The sequence below is a fragment of the Streptomyces sp. NPDC031479 genome (genome assembly GCF_055581065.1).
Genome location: NZ_JBVIKC010000078.1, coordinates 1 through 18,344, shown reverse-complemented (window position 1 = coordinate 18,344; position 18,344 = coordinate 1). Strand labels below are relative to the sequence as shown.

Sequence of the window (18,344 nt, the reverse complement as noted above, 5' to 3'; positions counted from 1 at the left end):
CCCCCCCCCCCCCCCCCCCCCCCCCCCCCCCCCCCCCCCCCCCCCCCCTCCCCCCTCCTCCCCCCCCCCCCCCCCCCCCCCCCCCCCCCCGCGGCGGCTCACCGATGAACCTGCCTACTGGTCCTGCGGGTGGTGGGCGGGGATCGGGGGGAGCTCGCCGGTCTGCTCGTAGGCGGTGAGCATGTCGATGCGGCGGGTGTGGCGCTCCGCTCCGGAGTACGGGGTCTTCAGGAAGGCGTCGATGAAGGCGACGACCTCGTCCTGGGTGTGCATGCGGCCGCCGACGGAGATGACGTTGGCGTTGTTGTGCTCGCGGCCCAGCTCGGCCGTCTGGACGCTCCAGGCCAGGATGGCGCGGATGCCCTTGACCTTGTTGGCGGCGATCTGCTCGCCGTTGCCGGAGCCGCCGATCACGATGCCGAGGCTGTCCTCGTCCGCGGCGGTCCGCTCGGCGGCGCGGAGGCAGAAGGGCGGGTAGTCGTCCACCTCGTCGTAGATGTGGGGCCCGCAGTCGACGGGCTCGTGGCCGTTGTTCTTGAGCCAGTCCACCAGGTGGTTCTTGAGCTCAAAGCCGGCATGGTCGGATCCGAGATACACGCGCATGGGTCGAGTGTGGCACGAGGGCTCTCGAAGATCCTCAGAGGGTGTCGCGTATGTCACTTCTAAACCTCAAGTAAACCCAAAGAACCCAGACGGGACGGGTCGGGACCTTGATCCCGACTTCCGGGCCTCAGGCAACTATCGGAGGAAGGTCTTCCGCACTGGCCGGAATTCGGGTTTGAATGCCGCAACTCGAAACCCGAGAACCTAAGGAATCGTCCATGAGCACCACGACGACCCTTCAGAAGGCAGGCGACCCGACCGGTGAACCCGGATCCGCCAAGCCCTCCGACGGTCTGAAGGCCGGTCTCAAGAACCGGCACCTGTCCATGATCGCCATTGGCGGCGTCATCGGCGCCGGCCTCTTCGTCGGCTCCGGCGGAGGCATCGCCAAGGCCGGTCCGGCCATCCTCCTGTCCTACCTGCTCGTCGGCGCCATGGTCGTCTTCGTCATGCGGATGCTGGGTGAGATGGCCGCCGCGAGCCCGAACTCGGGCTCCTTCTCCGCCTACGCCGACCGGGCGCTGGGCCGCTGGGCCGGCTTCTCCATCGGCTGGCTCTACTGGTTCTTCTGGGTCGTCGTGCTGGCCGTCGAGGCCACCGCGGGCGCGAAGATCCTCGAAGGCTGGGTCCCGGCCGTCCCGCAGTGGGGCTGGGCCCTGATCGTCATGGCGGTCCTGACCGTCACGAACCTCGGCTCGGTCGCCTCCTACGGCGAGTTCGAGTTCTGGTTCGCGGGCATCAAGGTCGTCGCCATCGGCGCCTTCGTGATCGTCGGCATGCTCGCCGTCTTCGGCGTGCTGCCGGGCTCGGACAACCCGGGCGCGGGCTTCGCACACCTGACGGACACCGGCGGCTTCATGCCGAACGGCTGGGGCTCGGTCCTCACCGGCGTGCTGATGGTCGTCTTCTCCTTCATGGGCAGCGAGATCGTCACCCTGGCCGCCGGCGAGTCCGAGGACCCGCGCCGCGCCGTCACCAAGGCCACCAACTCGGTGATCTGGCGCATCGGCGTCTTCTACCTGGGCTCGATCTTCATCGTCCTCACGCTGCTGCCGTGGAACGACAAGTCGATCGTCGACAAGGGCTCCTACGTCGCCGCCCTGGACTCGATCGGCATCGCGCACGCCGGTCAGATCATGAACGTGATCGTCCTGACGGCCGTCCTGTCCTGCCTGAACTCGGGCATGTACACCGCCTCGCGCATGGCCTTCTCGCTCGGTGAGCGCGGCGACGCGCCCAAGGCCTTCGCCAAGGTCAGCAAGCGGGGCGTGCCGGTGGCCGCCATCCTCGGCTCGGTCGTCTTCGGCTTCGCCGCGGTCTACTTCAACTACACCTCCCCCGACACGGTCTTCAACTTCCTGCTGAACTCCTCGGGAGCGATCGCGCTCTTCGTGTGGCTGGTGATCTGCCTGACCCAGCTGCGGATGCGCGGGATCCTGATGCGCGAGGCGCCGGAGAAGGTCACGGTGAAGATGTGGCTCTTCCCGTACCTGACCTGGGCCACCGCCGCGATGATCACCTTCGTCCTGGGCTACATGGTCTACGACAAGGACAACCGCGAGACCGTCATGCTCTCGCTGCTGGTCGCCGCCGTCGTCGTGGTGATCGGCGTGCTCCGCTCGGCGCTGCGCCGCAAGGACGCCGTCGAGGCCGTCGCCGACGCCTCCGTCGACGCCTAGCCTTCCCGGCACACACACGGCAGCCCCGGACCGCGCTCGCGGTCCGGGGCTGCCGTGCAGGGGAGCGGTACGGGGCTCAGCCCCGGCGGCCCGCCAGCTTCCAGGCGGCCGGCAGGGCGCCCATGGCGAGCGCGGCCTTGAGGGCGTCGCCGATCAGGAACGGGACCAGACCCGCCGCGACGGCGGCGCTCAGGGACATGCCGGTGGCGGCCATCAGGTACGGCACGCCGACCGCGTAGATGACGGCCGAGCCCAGCACCATGGTGCCCGCGGTGCGCGGCACCGAGCGGTCGGCCCCGCGCCGCGCGAGCGCGCCGACGACGGTGGCGGCGAGCAGCATGCCGAGCACGTAGCCGAAGGAGGCACCGCCCGCGCCGGAGGTGCCGCCCGCGAACCACGGCACGCCGGCCATGCCGACCAGGGCGTACAGGGCCAGCGAGAGGAAGCCGCGGCGGGCGCCGAAGGCGGTGCCCACGAGCAGGGCGGCGAAGGTCTGGCCGGTGACCGGGACGGGCGAGCCGGGAACGGGGACCGAGATCTGCGCGGCGAGGCCGGTGAGCGCGGCTCCGCCGACGACGAGCGCGATGTCGCGGACGCGGCTCGCGGGCAGCAGGTCGGCGAGGACGGCGCCGGGCCGGAAGGAGACGGAAGCAGTGCTCATCGGGGGGGCTCCGCGGGGTGGTGATCGACAGGACACCGTGAGGCTACGGCGGGCCGTGGCGCCGCCCCACCGCCGGGCGGGACAAAGGCATACTCCCCGGTTTGGTGGAGACCGGACAAAGTCCCGCCCCTACACCCGAGTCGGAGTGATCCTCGTCACGGGCCAGATTCGACCACACGTCCTTTTTGCTCCTGCGGGTGTCCTCCGGCGAGACTGTAGGTTCCCGCCAATCCCCCGTGCAGCCGCCAGCGCCGCTTGGCCGACCGAGAGTACGAGCATCTCCTCATGCGCGACCACCTGCCCGACCCGAACGTCACCGGGGGCGACCTGCCCCCGGAACCCCTCAGCCACAGCCTCAAGCAGCGCCACCTGACCATGCTGGGCCTCGGCGGCGTGATCGGCGCCGGGCTCTTCGTCGGCTCCGGCGCCGGCGTCGGCATCGCCGGACCCGCGATCATCTGCTCCTACCTGCTCGCGGGCGTCCTCGCGATGCTGGTGATGCGGGCGCTCGGCGAGATGTCGGCCGCGATGCCCGCCTCCGGTTCCTTCTCCGTGTACGCGGAGAAGGCCCTGGGACGCTGGGCCGGATTCTCGGCCGGCTGGCTCTACTGGTTCCTGCTGGTCGTGGTGCTCGCCGTGGAGGCGACCGGCGCCGCGAAGATCGCGAACGGCTGGGTCCCCTCGGTCGACCAGTGGGTGTGGGTGCTGATCTTCATGGTGGTCTTCACCGTGAGCAACCTGGCGGCCGTGAAGAACTTCGGCGAGTTCGAGTTCTGGTTCGCGGCCCTCAAGGTCGGGGCCATCGTCCTGTTCCTGGTCCTGGGCACCCTGGCGATCTTCGGCCTGCTCCCCGACACGGATCCCGTGGGCGCGGCCAACCTGACCGGCCACGGCGGCTTCTTCCCGGCCGGCTTCGGCGGGGTGGTCGCCGGCATGCTCGCGGTGATCTTCGCCTTCGGCGGCCTGGAGGTCGTCACGATCGCCGCCGCCGAGTCGGACGACCCGGCCCGCTCGGTGGCCCGCGCGGTGCGCAGCGCGGTGTGGCGCATCCTCTTCTTCTACGTCGGCTCGATGCTGGTCATCGTGACCCTGCTGCCGTGGGACTCGCTGAAGCCGGGCGAGAGCCCCTACGTCGCGGTGCTGGACTCCATCGGGATCCCGGCCGCCGGGCAGATCATGAACATCGTGGTGTTCGTGGCGCTGCTGTCGGCGCTGAACGCCAACCTCTACGGCTCCTCGCGCATGGTGTTCTCCCTGGCCGAGCGCGGCGAGGCGCCCGGGGCCCTGCTGAAGGTGTCCGGCGGCGGGGTGCCGCGCCGGGCGGTGTTCGCCTCGGTGGCCTTCGGGTTCGTGTCCGTCGTGCTGAACCTGCTGTGGCCGGACACGGTGTTCCTGTACATGCTCAACGCGGTCGGCGCGGTGCTGCTGTTCGTGTGGGCGCTGATCGCGGTCTCGCAGCTGCGGCTGCGCCGGATCCTGGAGCGGGAGATGCCGGAGCGGCTGACGCTTCGGATGTGGCTGTTCCCGTACCTGACGTGGGCGGCGCTGCTGGGGATGGCGGCCGTGCTGGTGCTGATGCTGTTCGACGACTCGGCGCGGCCGCAGCTGCTGTGGTCGTCGGGTGCGGCGGCCGCGGTGCTGCTGGTGGCGTGGCTGCGGGAGGTGCGCGAGCGCCGGGCCGGGACGGTGGCGGCCGACAGGGCGTAGCCCCGCGCGCGTACGCCCGTCCCCGCGCGGGGACGAGCGGATACCGGGACCCCCGTGCCGTGGCGCGGGGGTCCCGGGCGTCCTCAGGTGCGCAGGTAGGAGGCTCCGTTGACGTCGAGGACGGTGCCGGAGCTCCAGAGCGCCGCCGGAGAGGCCAGGTAGAGCACGGCGGAGGCGATCTCGGCGGGGTCCGCGACCCGGCCGAAGGGGCTCTGGGCGCGGATCGCCTCGCCCTCGGGGCCCTCCAGGCGGCCGGCGACCCGTTCGGTGGCGACGAACCCGGGGGCGACGGAGGCCACCGCGATGCCGTGCGGGGCCAGGGAGACGGCCAGGGACTGGCCCAGCGCGTGGAGCGCGGCCTTGGTGGCTCCGTAGGCGGGGTGGTCGGGTTCGCCGCGGAACGCGCCGCGGGAGCCGACGTTGACGATGCGGCCGCCCCGGCCGGCTCCGATCATGCGGTGGGCGACGCGGTGGCTCAGGTGGGCCGCGCCGAGGAGGTTCACGTCGACGGTGCGCCGCCAGGCCTCCTGCCAGGCCTCCCAGGAGGTGTCCGCCAGGGGGTGGCCGACCATCACGGCGGCGTTGTTGACCAGCACGTCCACCCCGCCCAGGGCCGCGTCGGCCTCGTCCGCCAGCTCGGCGACGCGGGCCGGGTCCGCGAGGTCCGCGGCGAACAGCGCGTGCCCTTCCCCCTCCAGTGCGGCGAGGGTCTCCTCGGCCTCCGCCCCGCGGGCGGAGCAGTGCACGGCGACCCGGTCGCCCTGCGCGGCGAACGCGGCGGCGATCGCCCGCCCGATGCCCCGGGAGGCGCCGGTGACGAGGACGCCCCGGCCGGTGGCGGGCAGTGGTGTCGCGGTCCGGTCCATCGTGCGGCCCCTCTCGGCGCGTTGCCGGGCGCGGCCCGCCCGGTCTGCCGCGAGCGTACGGACGTGATCACGATCCGTGAATCGTCCGTCCGCATACCGGACACGAAACGTCCGGTGAGCGGACACTCGGCACACTGGGGCCCTTCGCACCAACCCCCGCACACGCCGCACACCGGACAGGCACACCCCCATGAGCCAGAGCAGCAGCACCCTCGCGCCGCCCCCAGGGCAGCAGGCCCCCGCCGGATCCCCCCTGGGCAACGGCCTCAAGCAGCGCCACCTCTCGATGATCGCCCTCGGCGGGGTCATCGGCGCCGGGCTCTTCGTGGGCTCGGGCGCCGGGATCGCGGCGGCGGGGCCCTCGATCGTGCTCGCGTACGCCGTCTCCGGGCTGCTGGTGATGTTCGTGATGCGGATGCTCGGCGAGATGTCCGCCGCCAACCCCGCCTCCGGCTCCTTCTCGGTGCACGCCGACCGGGCGATCGGCCCGTGGGCCGGCTTCACGGCGGGCTGGATGTTCTGGATCCTGCTGTGCGTGGGCGTGGCCATCGAGGCGATCGGCGCGGCGCACATCATGACGGGCTGGTTCCCCGGCACCCCTTCGTGGATGTGGGTGCTCGTCTTCATGGCCGTCTTCTGCGGCAGCAACCTGGGTGCCGTCTCGCGCTTCGGGGAGTTCGAGTTCTGGTTCGCCGCCCTGAAGATCGGGGCCATCGCCCTCTTCCTGGGCCTGGGCACCCTCGCCGTCCTGGGCCTGCTGCCCGGCACCTCCTCCCCGGGAACCGCCAACCTGGTCAGCGACGGCGGCCTCCTGCCCAACGGGGTCGACGGCCTGCTGGTCGGCCTGCTCGCCTCGGTGGTCGCGTACGGCGGACTGGAGACGGTGACCATCGCCGCCGCCGAGTCCGACGACCCGGTCAAGGGCGTGGCCAAGGCCGTGAAGACCACCATGTGGAGGATCGCGGTCGTCTACGTCGGCTCGATGCTGATGATCGTGACCCTGCTGCCCTGGAACGACCCCGCGGTCACCGAGGTCGGCCCCTACGCCGCCACCCTGGACCACCTGGGCATCCCGGCCGCCGGCGAGATCATGAACGTGGTCATCCTGATCGCCCTGCTCTCCGCGATGAACGCCAACATCTACGGCTCCTCGCGCATGGCCCACTCCCTCGTCGCCCGGGGCCAGGGCCCCAGGGCGCTGGGCAAGGCCACCGGCGGGGTGCCGCGCCGGGCGGTGCTCGCCTCCTGCGGCTTCGGGTTCGTCACCGTCCTGCTCTCGTACTGGTACCCCGACACCCTGTTCGCCTGGCTGCTGAACATGGTCGGCGGGGTCATCCTCGTCGTCTGGGGCTTCATCGCGGTCTCCCAGTTCGTGCTGCGCCGGCGCCTGGAGCGGGAGGCTCCCGAGCGGCTGGTCGTGAAGATGTGGGGCTTCCCGTACCTGACCTGGGTGGCGCTGGCCGGTGTCGCCGCGGTGCTGGTGCTGATGGCCCTGGGCGAGGACACCCGGGTGCAGGTCCTGTTCACCGGCGGGCTGACCGTGGCCCTGGCCGCGACCGGGTACCTGGTCCAGCGGCGGGCGGCGGCGCGCGAAGACTCCGTCCGGGTGTAACACCCCCACCCGACGGCACGTCAGAGGCCGGGCTCATGCGATCGCATGAGCCCGGCCTCCGGCGTTCCGGAGGTCCGCTCAAGAGAGGCGACCCTTACTCGAAGCACAGAATAGATACTGCTAGCGTGCAGTTGCGCATTAATTGCAATAAGCGATTGGCACGCCGAGGGGACCGGACACACGCATGGCCATCTACACGCTTCCTGAGCTTCCTTACGACTACGCGGCGCTGGAGCCGGTGATCAATCCGCAGATCATCGAGCTGCACCACGACAAGCACCACGCGGCCTACGTCACGGGCGCCAACACCACGCTGGAGCAGCTGGAGGAGGCCCGGGACAAGGAGAACTGGGGCGCCCTCAACGGCCTGGAGAAGAACCTCGCGTTCCACCTCTCCGGCCACATCCTGCACAGCATCTACTGGCACAACATGGCCAGCCCGAAGACCGGCGAGGGCGGCGGCGAGCCGACCGCGGCCGACGGGCTGGGCGACCTGGCGGACGCGATCACCGAGTCCTTCGGCTCCTTCGCGAAGTTCAAGAAGCAGCTGACCTTCGCGTCCTCCGCGACGCAGGGCTCCGGCTGGGGCGTGCTCGCCTACGAGCCGGTCAGCGGCCGGCTGGTCGTCGAGCAGGTCTACGACCACCAGGGCAACGTGGGCGTCGCCAGCACGCCGATCCTGGTCTTCGACGCCTGGGAGCACGCCTTCTACCTTCAGTACAAGAACCAGAAGGTGGACTTCATCGAGGCGATGTGGAACGTCGTCAACTGGCAGGACGTGGCCGGGCGCTACGCCGACGCCAAGGCGAACACCCCGCTGCTGATCCCCGCCAAGGGCTGATCACACCCGCAAGCCCGTCCGCCTCGTGATCGTCTTCTCAACCTTCGCGTGCGGGCGTGTCCAGCAGAAGACCCCCGCGAGGACGTGACTCGCGGGGGTCTTCCGTGTTCGCCGGGACTACTCGAAGGACGGGCCCCGGGTACGGGTCCGCTTGAGCTCGAAGAAGCCCGGGATGGAGGCCACGAGCAGGGTGCCGTCCCACAGCCGCGCGGCGTCCTCGCCGCGCGGGGCCGGGGTGACGACCGGCCCGAAGAAGGCGACGTCCTTGCCGTCGGCGCCGGGCACGGAGATCACCGGGGTGCCGACCTCCTGGCCGACCCGCTCGATGCCGTCCTCGTGGGAGGCGCGCAGCTCCGCGTCGAAGGTGTCCTTCAGGCCGAACGCGGCGAGCTCCGCCGGCAGACCGACCTCGGCCAGCGCCTCGGCGATCACCTCGGGGGTGTTGCCGCGGCCCTCGTTGTGGATGCGGGTGCCGAGCGCCGTGTAGAGCTTGCCGGTGATCTCCTTGCCGAACTTCTGCTCGGCGGCGGTCACCACGCGCACGGGGATCCAGGCCTGGGGGCCGAGCATCTCGCGGTAGGCCTCGGGCAGCTCGTCGAGCTTGTTCTCGTTGAGCACGCCCAGGCTCATCACGTGCCAGCGGACCTCGATGTCGCGGAGCTTCTCGACCTCCAGCACCCAGCGCGACGTCATCCACGCCCAGGGGCACAGCGGGTCGAACCAGAAGTCGACGGGGGTCTTCTCGCGCACCTGCGTGTCGGCCATGTCTCTCCTCAAGTCAGCCAAAGCGTTGCTCACCGGCCATCCCCCTGGCCAACCGGGCCGGGCCCGCGCTCATTCCCCCGTGGGAGGATTCGAACCGAAGACCACGATCACGCACGAAGGAGTGCACGTGCCCGGAGAGAACCTGTCCCGAGACGAGGCCCGCGAGCGGGCCGGACTGCTGTCCGTCGACGGGTACGAGGTGGCCCTCGACCTGAGGTCCGCCGTGGACGAGGCCGAACCGGTCGAAGGCCCCCGGACCTTCCGCTCGGTGACCACCATCCGCTTCCGGGCCGCGACGCCGGGCGCCTCCTCCTTCGCGGACCTGATCGCCCCCTCGGTGAACTCCGTCACGCTCAACGGCCGCGCCCTCGACCCGGCCGCCGTCTTCGACGGGGCCCGGATCACCCTGGAGGGGCTCGCCTCCGAGAACGTCCTGGTCGTGGATGCGAACTGCGCGTACAGCCGGACCGGCGAGGGCATGCACCGCTTCGTGGACCCTGAGGACGGCGAGGTCTACCTCTACACGCAGTACGAGCCGGCGGACGCCCGCCGGGTGTACGCCAACTTCGAGCAGCCCGACCTGAAGGCCCCCTACCGCTTCGAGGTCACGGCGCCCGAGGCCTGGCAGGTGTGGAGCAACGGCGCGGAGGAGTCCCGCGAGGGGCAGGTCCGGCGCTTCGCCGAGACCGCGCCCATCTCCACGTACATCACCTGCGTGGTGGCCGGGCCGTACCACTACGTGACGGACACCTACACCCGCGGGGACCTGACGATCCCGCTCGGCGCCATGTGCCGCAAGGGGCTGGCGAAGCACTTCGACGCCGACGACGTGTTCCTCGTCACCAAGCAGGGCTTCGACCTCTTCCACGAGATCTTCGACTACCCGTACCCCTTCGGGAAGTACGACCAGGCCTTCGTCCCGGAGTACAACCTGGGCGCGATGGAGAACCCGGGAATGGTCACCTTCCGCGAGGAGTACATCTTCCGCGGGAAGGTCACCCAGGCGTCCTACGAGCGGCGCGCGAACGTCATCCTGCACGAGATGGCGCACATGTGGTTCGGCGACCTGGTCACCATGAAGTGGTGGGACGACCTGTGGCTGAAGGAGTCCTTCGCGGACTTCATGGGATCCTTCGGGCTCGTCGAGGCCACCCGCTTCGACCAGGCGTGGGTCACCTTCGCCAACAGCCGCAAGGCGTGGGCGTACCGGGCCGACCAGCTCCCCTCCACCCACCCGGTCACGGCCGACATCCGTGACCTGGAGGACGCCAAGCTGAACTTCGACGGGATCACGTACGCCAAGGGCGCCGCGGTCCTCAAGCAGCTCGTGGCGTACGTGGGCCGGGAGGCGTTCCTGGACGGCGCGCGGCGCTACTTCAAGGCCCACGCCTACGGCAACACCACCCTGGACGACCTGCTGTCGGTGCTCGGGGAGGTCTCCGGGCGGGACATGGCCGAGTGGTCGCGGGCCTGGCTCCAGACGGCCGGCGTGAACGCGCTCACCCCGGTGGTCACCACGGACGCGGACGGCCGGATCACCGAACTGGCGGTGCTCCAGGAGGGTGACGAGCTGCGCCCGCACCGGGTCTGCGTGGGCCTGTACCGGATCGAGGCGGGCACGCTGGTGCGCTACGCGCGGGCCGAGGCGGACGTGGCCGGGGCGCGGACGGTGGCCGCGGAACTGGCCGGGCTGGACCGTCCCGACCTGGTCCTGGTCAACGACGAGGACCTCACCTACTGCAAGATCCGCTTCGACGAGGCCTCCCTGGAGACGCTCCGCGGCCACCTCGGCGACCTCACGGACCCGTTGGCGCGGGCCCTGTGCTGGTCGGCGCTGTGGAACCTGACGCGCGACGCGCTGATGCCGGCCCGGGACTTCCTCGCGCTGTTCCTCGCCCACGCCGGCCGGGAGACCGACGTCGGCGTGCTCCAGATGCTGCACGGGCAGGCGCTGAGCGCGGTCACCCACTACGCGGCGGACGGGCGGCGCGAGCAGAGCGGCCGGGACCTGGCGGCGGGTGCCCTGCGCGAGCTGCGGCTGGCCGAGCCGGGGTCGGAGCACCAGCTGACCTGGGCCCGGTTCTTCGCGGCGAGCGCCGCGACCGAGGGCGACTTCCAGCTGCTGCTGGGCCTGCTCGACGGGACGGCCCGGATCGACGGACTGGACGTCGACCAGGAGCTGCGCTGGGACTTCCTGCTGCCGCTGGCGGCACACGGGTCGGTGGACGAGGGCGTGCTGGGCGCCGAACTCGCCCGCGACGACACGGCGTCGGGCAAGCGGCACCAGGTGCGGTGCCTGGCGGCGCGGCCGTCGGCGGCCGTCAAGGACCAGGCGTGGGCGGCGGTCGTCGAATCGGACGCGCTGTCGAACGCGCTGGTCGAGGCCACCATCGACGGGATGCAGCAGCCCTCGCGGCGCGACCTGCTCGCCCCGTACGCCGACCGGTACTTCGAGGTGATCGAGCGGATCTGGGCGCAGCGCTCGATCCAGATCGGGATCCACGTGGTGAAGGGGCTCTACCCCATGCTGCAGGACTCCCCGGCCACGGTGGCGGCGACCGACGCCTGGCTGGCCGGTCACCCGGAGGCGGCGCCCGCGCTGCGGCGGCTGGTCCTGGAGTCCCGCGACGACCTGGCCCGCGCCCTGCGCGCCCAGGCCCGCGACGGCGCCTGACCCCGGCCGTCGGCGGGGCCGGTCTTCCGGCCCCGCCGACGCGGCGACAGGCGACGCGGCGACAGGCGAGGGCACGTCATCGGCAGTCGAACGCCCGTACTTTAGCCCCGTCTTGTCCGGATTTGCCGACGAACGTGTAACAGGCGTTAGCAAGGCCATGGCCTGAGGGAATCACCGCGTCATGAACCAGAACGCACCCCTCCCCCTGGCCCACCTCACCGCCAGCCGCCCCCGCGTGCTGACCCTCGCGCAGCTGCGGGAGCACGGCGTCAGCGCCGCCGAGGCCGCCGGGCGTCCCTGGCAGCAGGTGCTGCCCGGGGTGTTCCTCCTGCACTCCGGCCCCGCGACGAGCGAGGAGCGGCTGCACGCCGCCCTGCTGTACGCGGGCCGGCGCGGCGGCGAGGTCATGATCACCGGGCTGGCGGCGCTCGCGCTCTACCGGTTCTCCGCGGCTCCCGCCCTGCTCGGCCTCTCGCACATCGACGTCCTCGTGCCCGGCACGCGCCGACTGCGTTCCACCGGCGACGTCCGGATCGTCCGCGCCCACACCCCGCCCCGGCCGCTGGAGGTGACGGGCCTACCCGTGGCCCCGGTGGCGCGGGCCGTCGCCGACGCCGTCGCCCAGCTCTCCGACGCCGACGCCGTACGCCGCCTGCTGAGCGAGGCCGTCCGCGCCGGTCACTGCGAACCGGCGGCCGTCGTACGGGAGCTGACCGTCGCCCGGCTGCTGAACCGGCCGCACGTGGTGGACGCGGTGGAGGCCCTGCTCGCCGAGGGCCGGGCCATCGCCGAGGACCGGCTGTACCAGCTCGTCCGGGGCTACGAACTCCCCGAGCCCGTCTGGAACGTGGACCTGCGGCTGCCCGGCGGCCCGCACCTCGGTGGTGTGGACGCCTACTGGCCCGAGCAGGCCGTCGCCATCGAGATCGACACCCGCGCACCCCGCCAGGGCGAGGACGAGGACTGGGCCGAGGCCGTCCGCAAGCGGGAGACCCTGGAGCGCCTCGGGGTGACCGTGCTGCACCTGACCCCGCGCAAGCTGCGCGACTGGCCCGAGCAGCAGGCCGCGGTCGTCCGGACCGCCCTGACGGCTTCCGCCGACCGCGAGCCCGCCGCCTACCTGGTCGTACTGCCCCGGTGAACCGGCGGGTTGGCCGGCGAGTACTCCGGGGCGCTCCAGCGCAGCCGCCCCGGATGCAGGCCCTCCACCACCGCTTCGACGGTGAACCGCACCCGGCGCTCCCCGGCGCCGCCGAACTCGGTCCGGGCCCGCCCGCTCAGCTGGAGCAGCGCGCCGCTCTCCCACTGGGGGAAGAGCAGCCCGGCCCGGTCGTCGGCGACGAGGTTGCCCAGGGTCAGGAACATCGCGTTCCCCGGATAGTCCGGCCAGGCCAGCTCGGTCGGCGAGAGCACCTCCACGAAGCCCGGCATGCCGCCCCGGTGGCTCGCGTCGGCCCCCTCCGCCCCCGCCGTGGTGGCGATGAAGAAGGTGTCGGCCGCGCGGACCGCCCGTTCCTGGCCGGGGGTGAGCGCCGGTCCGCGCCACAGGACCCCGGGCCCTTCGGCCACCAGCTCCAGCGGCTGCCGCTTCTGGAGGTACTTCGGGCAGTTGGAGAAGACCCGCTCGGCCTCGACCGCGAACCCGCCGGCCGTCACGGCCAGCGACCCGCCCAGCCGCATCCGGCGCCGGGTGCGCGGATCGAGCGCGATGGTGCCGACCCGGGTGCCGGCCACGGCCAGCGCCCCGGCCAGCGGATCCCCGTCGGGCAGGCCGCCCGAGACGGTGATCCGGCCGCGCCCCTCGGCCCGTACGAAACCGGGCGGCCCGGTGAGCATCGAGGCCCACAGCCGGCCCTCCCCGTCGGCCGCGCCGGCCACGAGGTGGGGCTGCCCGGCGAGGAAGGCCGCGGCGACGTCCCGGATGCCGCTGCCGATCGAGCGGCCGACGTGGTCGGCGAGGTCGCGGACTCCGACCCGTTCCTGCACTGCCAGCGAGCCCCGGTGGTACGTGTCCATGGCGACTCCCCTTCCTTGAGGGCCTACAAGCCGTGAGGGCCTAGAAGAACCCGCAGGTCGGAGCGCCTGCGGTCGGGGCGGGAGCACCCTCGGCGCCGGTCGGCACGGAGATCTCCAGCCGGGTCCCGTCCGGGTCGTGGAAGAAGATCCCGCCGGAGGCGGCGCCCTCGCGGTGGGCGACGACGCCCTCGTGGGCGAAGTCGACGCCCAGGCCGCGCAGCCGGTCCTCGTACGCCCGGACCTCCTCGATCGCGCCGGCGGAGAAGGCCAGGTGGTGCAGTCCGGCGGCCTGCGGGGCGTACCGGTCCCGCGCCTGCTGCCAGAGGGTGAGGACGAGCTCCCCGTCGCGGCCCAGGAAGGCGAAGCGGCGGCCGTCCTCCTTGCCCTCACCGAGGAGCTCGAAGTCCAGGGCGTCGCGGTAGAAGGCGAGCGAGCGGTCCAGGTCGGTGACGTTGAGGCCCACGTGGCCCGTGCTGAGCGTGCCGACGGTGGTGGCGGTCATGAGGGTTCCCTTCAGTGGTCCTAACCTTCTAAATCGAGATTAGAGGTTAGACATCCGGGCGTCAACCGGTCACGTACCCTTGAGGGGTTAGCGGCGCGAGGAGGCGGACATGACGGCAGTACCGACGACGGACCCCCGTCCGCTCACCGGGGAGCCGCTCGCCCTCGACCTGGTGAACACGCGCTGGATGCCGGAGGGCGTGCCCACCGACCTCTTCGCCGGGGCCTTCGGTCTGAGCCGGCTGGAGGGGCTGGCCCTGTGGCTGCGGAGCACGGGGCTGGACGGCCGCTTCCGCGCCGACAAGTCGACCCTGGTCCACCTACTGACCGCGCGCGAGGCCCTCGCCCGCGCCGTCACGGACCCGGCCGACGCCGGCGCCCGCGAGCTGATCGACGCCGTACTGGAGCACGGCCGCATCCGGGCCACCCTCACGGCCGAAGGTCCGGGCGAGCGGGCGGAGTTCGACGACCCCTCCTGGGGGCCCGCCTGGACCGCGGCCCGCGACTACCTGGAACTGCTGCGGTCGGCGCCCGACCGGATCCGCAAGTGCGCCTCGGAGACGTGCATCCTGCACTTCCACGACACCTCGCGCAACGGCACCCGGCGCTGGTGCTCCATGGCCGTCTGCGGCAACCGCGCCAAGGCCTCGCGGCACTACGCGCGCACGCGCGAGCGCTGAACGGTCGGAATCTGTCACACCCGTCATGAGACGGAGGCCCGCGCCCCACTCCGCGCGAGGCCGGAAAGTCGACAAGTCAACTCGTATACCGCTGCGAGTCGCCCCGCCTTGCCCCGGCATGTCCCTACTGGCGGGTAGTACGCACTGGCGAGAGTCCGCCATGTCAGGTCTCGGTCAATAACAACCCTCCCCAAACAGCTGTCACTTGCGCAAAGCTGACCGGTCATCCGGCACCGAATTCCGGACCGTATCTTTCACTTAGCCAGGGATGCTGATGACCCTCGACTCCCCCAGCTCCACCACCGGGGCCATACCCGGCGCGCGGCGTGCCGCCCGCGTCGCGGCGGCCGCGGGCCTGGTGGCCGCCCTCTGCGCCACCGGCGCCGTCCCCGCCTTCGCGGCGGCCGGCGATGACCCGCGGAACACCCCGCCGGTCAAGTCCGCCGACCAGAAGCTCGGTTCGGTCGACGCCGAGCTGCTCCAGGAGGCCAAGGCCAAGGGTGACGCGACCGTCACCGTCATGGTCGCCACCGCCCCCGGGCAGACCAAGCAGGTGGCCGACCAGCTCGACGCCGTCCACGGCGCCTCGGTGGGCCAGACGTACGACAAGCTCGGCTACGTCCGCGCGACCCTGCCGACCGACAAGGCCGAGGCCGCGCTCAAGGCCGCCGCCAAGCTCGAATCCGTACACGGCATGGACCTGCGGCAGGAGATCCAGCTGCCGGACCCGCGCCCCGACGCGGGCAAGGACGCCGGCTCGGTCAAGAAGACCGCCGACGGCTCCTTCCCGGGCCCGGACAAGAACACCCCGGCGAAGAACCCGTACAACCCGTCCTTCGAGACCGGCGCGGTGGACTTCGTCCAGAAGAACCCGCAGGCCGACGGCCGCGGCGTCACCATCGGCATCCTGGACTCGGGCGTCGACGTCGCGCACCCGGCCCTCCAGAAGACCACCACCGGCGAGCGCAAGATCGTCGACTGGGTCACCGCGACCGACCCGATCCTGGACAACGACGCCACCTGGCGCCCCCAGGTCACCCCGGTCACCGCCGCCGGCGGCACCTTCGCCGCGGGCGGCCAGAACTGGAAGGCGCCCGAGGGCAACTTCCAGTGGAGCCGCTTCAGCGAGTCGATCACCGCCACCGGTGACATGAAGGGCGACGTCAACCGCGACGGCGACACCACCGACAAGTTCGGCATGCTGTACGACCCGGTGGCCGGCACCGTCCGCGTCGACACCGACCAGGACGGCGACTTCACCAACAACGAGCCGATGAAGCCGTACAAGGACGGCTACCAGGTCGGCTACTTCGGCACGGACAACCCGGCGACCGACGTCGCCGAGCGCATCCCGTTCGTGATCCAGATCCGCAAGGACGTCCCGATGGACCCCTTCGGCGGGGACTGGGTGGGCAAGAAGGCCGACTTCGTCAACATCGGCATCATCGAGTCGGAGCACGGCACGCACGTCGCCGGCATCACGGCCGCCAACAGCCTCTTCGGCGGCAAGATGAACGGTGAGGCGCCCGGCGCCAAGCTCGTCTCCTCGCGCGCCTGCTCCTGGTCCGGCGGCTGCACCAACATCGCGCTGACCGAGGGCATGATCGACCTCGTCGTCAACCGCGGCGTGGACATCGTCAACATGTCCATCGGTGGTCTCCCGGCGCTGAACGACGGCAACAACGCCCGTTCGGAGCTGTACAAGAACCTCATCGACACCTACGGCGTCCAGCTCGTCATCTCGGCGGGCAACGAGGGCCCCGGCGTCAACACCATCGGCGACCCCGGCCTCGCGGACAAGGTCATCTCCGTGGGCGCGGCGGTCTCCAAGGACACCTGGGCGGCCAACTACGGCTCCGGCGTGTCGAAGAAGTACAACATGTTCCCCTTCTCCTCGCGCGGTCCGCGTGAGGACGGCGGGTTCACGCCGACCATCACCGCCCCCGGCGCGGCGATCAACACCACCCAGACCTGGCTGCCCGGCAGCCCGGTCAAGGAGGCCGGCTACAACCTGCCGGCCGGTTACTCGATGCTCCAGGGCACCTCGATGTCCTCGCCGCAGGCGACGGGCGCCAGCGCCCTGCTGATCTCGGCCGCCAAGCAGCAGAAGATCGCGCTGACCCCGGCGAACCTGCGCGTGGCGCTGACCAGCACCGCGAAGAAGATCGACGACGTCCCGGCGCACGCCCAGGGTGCCGGTCTCATCAACATCGTCGACGCCTGGAAGTCCATCCAGCGCGGCGCGAAGGCCGAAGAGTTCACCGTCAAGGCCCCGGTCGACACCGCGCTCGACCAGTTCCTGAAGACCCCGGGCTTCGGCACCGGCCTGTACGACCGCGAGGGCGGCCTCAAGGTCGGCCAGAAGAAGGTCTACGACGTCGTCGTCACCCGCACCACGGGCGTCAAGTACGGCACCCGGCACAACCTGAGCTGGCGCAACAACGACGGCACCTTCAAGGTCGTCGGCGGCTACGACTACGTCACGCTCCCGCTGAACAAGCCCGTCACCATCAAGGTCGAGGCCAACGTCAAGTCGGCCGGCGTGCACAGCGGCATCCTGCAGCTCGACGACCCGACCACCGAGGGCATCGACAAGCAGGTCCTGGCCACGGTCGTCGCCTCCACCCCGCTGGCGAAGCCGTCGTTCACGCTGTCGGACACCTCCTCCGTGCAGCGCAACAGCCACAAGTCGTACTTCGTGACCGTCCCGCAGGGCGCCAAGACCCTTGAGGTCGCCCTCGGCGGTCTGAAGCCGGGCAGCCAGACCCGCTTCATCTCGATCCACCCGTACGGCACGGGCGTCGAGGACAGCGCGACCACCCAGTGCTACCCGAACTACGACAACCCGGCGAACACCTGCCGCCCCGACCTGCGCTCGTACGCCGACCCGCAGCCGGGTGTCTGGGAGATCGAGGTCGAGTCGCGCCGCACGTCGCCGCTGCTCGACAACCCGTTCAAGCTGGACGTCTCGGTCCTCGGCGCGGGCTTCGACCCGGCCGTCAAGGTCCTCCCCGAGGTCAAGCAGGGCACCCCGGCGCCGGTCCAGTGGACCGTGAAGAACGACGGCGCGGCCATCTCCGGCGGCACGCTCCAGGGCGGCCCGCTCGGCTCCGCGAAGGTCGCCAAGCCGACCATCGCGGCCGGTGAGACGCAGACCACCGAGGTCACCGTCGGCGAGGGCGTCTCCCGCCTCGACGTCGCCATCGGCAAGACCTCCGACACCGCCGCGGACCTCGACCTCGAGGTCTACAAGGACGGCGTCAAGGTCGCTTCCTCCGCCGACGGCGACTCCGAGGAGGCCGTGAGCCTGGCCAAGCCCGCCGCCGGTACGTACACCATCAAGGTGATCGGCTACGCGGTCCCGTCCGGCTCCACCACGTACGACTACCGCGACGTGTACTTCTCCTCCGCCCTGGGCTCCGTCCAGGTCGACGAGGCCGCCAAGGTGAACCTCGCCACCGGCGCCTCGGCGAACGTCTCGGCGAACGTCCTGGTCAGCAGCGCGGCCCCCGAGGGCCGTCAGTTCTTCGGCCAGGTCCAGCTGCTCAACGCCCGCGGCACCGCCGCCGGCCTCGGCAGCGTGCAGATCGAGAAGGTCCTCCCGTAACTCCCTCCGGGGTGTGACGGCATGACGGAGGGGGGGGGGGGGGGGGCCGGCGCCCCCCCCCCCCCCCCCCCCCCCCCCCCCCCCCCCCGCAACCCCCCCCCCCCCCCCCCCCCCCCCCCCCACCCACCTCCC

At 71.5% G+C, this 18,344-nt stretch carries 14 protein-coding genes; 8 read left to right on the top strand and 6 right to left on the bottom strand.

The features are described 5' to 3' along the window. Positions 1-114: 114 nt before the first annotated feature. Positions 115-603, bottom strand: a complete 489-nt coding sequence (locus ACZ5D2_RS39830) for a ribose-5-phosphate isomerase (RefSeq protein WP_266839030.1) — start codon at positions 601-603, stop codon at positions 115-117. A gap of 218 nt (positions 604-821) precedes the next feature. Here ACZ5D2_RS39830 and ACZ5D2_RS39825 point away from each other — a divergent pair, with 218 nt between their 5' ends. Continuing rightward, a complete protein-coding gene (locus tag ACZ5D2_RS39825) occupies positions 822-2,282 on the top strand; it encodes an amino acid permease (RefSeq protein ID WP_371678526.1) in 1,461 nt (486 codons plus the stop codon). 76 nt (positions 2,283-2,358) lie between these two features. On the opposite strand, the gene ACZ5D2_RS39820 is transcribed toward ACZ5D2_RS39825, so the two are convergent. Beyond that, complete coding sequence (locus ACZ5D2_RS39820; protein ID WP_371678525.1) at positions 2,359-2,943, bottom strand: biotin transporter BioY; 585 nt, start codon at positions 2,941-2,943, stop codon at positions 2,359-2,361. Between the two features lie 285 nt (positions 2,944-3,228). Here ACZ5D2_RS39820 and ACZ5D2_RS39815 point away from each other — a divergent pair, with 285 nt between their 5' ends. Beyond that, a complete protein-coding gene (locus tag ACZ5D2_RS39815; protein ID WP_468936517.1) occupies positions 3,229-4,650 on the top strand; it encodes an amino acid permease in 1,422 nt (473 codons plus the stop codon). An 83-nt stretch (positions 4,651-4,733) separates the two neighbouring features. On the opposite strand, the gene ACZ5D2_RS39810 is transcribed toward ACZ5D2_RS39815, so the two are convergent. Beyond that, entirely contained in the window at positions 4,734-5,516 is a 783-nt protein-coding gene (locus tag ACZ5D2_RS39810) for an SDR family NAD(P)-dependent oxidoreductase (protein WP_371678523.1), read from the bottom strand. 190 nt (positions 5,517-5,706) lie between these two features. Between ACZ5D2_RS39810 and ACZ5D2_RS39805 the strand changes: the two genes are divergently transcribed. Further along, complete coding sequence (locus tag ACZ5D2_RS39805) at positions 5,707-7,128, top strand: amino acid permease (RefSeq protein ID WP_371678522.1); 1,422 nt, start codon at positions 5,707-5,709, stop codon at positions 7,126-7,128. 184 nt (positions 7,129-7,312) lie between these two features. Further along, positions 7,313-7,969 (top strand): superoxide dismutase, encoded by a 657-nt coding sequence (locus ACZ5D2_RS39800; RefSeq protein ID WP_371678521.1) that lies wholly within the window; start codon positions 7,313-7,315, stop codon positions 7,967-7,969. Between the two features lie 117 nt (positions 7,970-8,086). On the opposite strand, the gene ACZ5D2_RS39795 is transcribed toward ACZ5D2_RS39800, so the two are convergent. Further along, complete coding sequence (locus ACZ5D2_RS39795; protein ID WP_266839040.1) at positions 8,087-8,734, bottom strand: mycothiol-dependent nitroreductase Rv2466c family protein; 648 nt, start codon at positions 8,732-8,734, stop codon at positions 8,087-8,089. Positions 8,735-8,861: 127 nt separating this feature from the next. On the opposite strand from ACZ5D2_RS39795, the gene pepN reads away from it, so the two are divergent. Together pepN and ACZ5D2_RS39785 are read left to right on the top strand one after the other, a co-directional pair. After that, positions 8,862-11,408, top strand: a complete 2,547-nt coding sequence (gene pepN, locus ACZ5D2_RS39790; protein WP_371678520.1) for an aminopeptidase N — start codon at positions 8,862-8,864, stop codon at positions 11,406-11,408. Between the two features lie 181 nt (positions 11,409-11,589). Continuing rightward, positions 11,590-12,549, top strand: a complete 960-nt coding sequence (locus tag ACZ5D2_RS39785) for a hypothetical protein (RefSeq protein ID WP_371678519.1) — start codon at positions 11,590-11,592, stop codon at positions 12,547-12,549. Here ACZ5D2_RS39785 and ACZ5D2_RS39780 read toward each other — a convergent pair. Both ACZ5D2_RS39780 and ACZ5D2_RS39775 read right to left on the bottom strand, forming a co-directional pair. After that, complete coding sequence (locus ACZ5D2_RS39780) at positions 12,525-13,424, bottom strand: pyridoxamine 5'-phosphate oxidase family protein (RefSeq protein WP_371678518.1); 900 nt, start codon at positions 13,422-13,424, stop codon at positions 12,525-12,527. The genes ACZ5D2_RS39785 and ACZ5D2_RS39780 overlap by 25 nt on opposite strands. A 40-nt stretch (positions 13,425-13,464) precedes the next feature. Then, complete coding sequence (locus tag ACZ5D2_RS39775) at positions 13,465-13,926, bottom strand: VOC family protein (protein WP_468936509.1); 462 nt, start codon at positions 13,924-13,926, stop codon at positions 13,465-13,467. Positions 13,927-14,035: 109 nt separating this feature from the next. Here ACZ5D2_RS39775 and ACZ5D2_RS39770 point away from each other — a divergent pair, with 109 nt between their 5' ends. Next, positions 14,036-14,605, top strand: a complete 570-nt coding sequence (locus ACZ5D2_RS39770) for a CGNR zinc finger domain-containing protein (protein WP_366455549.1) — start codon at positions 14,036-14,038, stop codon at positions 14,603-14,605. A gap of 274 nt (positions 14,606-14,879) precedes the next feature. Next, positions 14,880-18,212 (top strand): S8 family serine peptidase, encoded by a 3,333-nt coding sequence (locus ACZ5D2_RS39765; protein WP_371678516.1) that lies wholly within the window; start codon positions 14,880-14,882, stop codon positions 18,210-18,212. Positions 18,213-18,344: the final 132 nt, after the last annotated feature.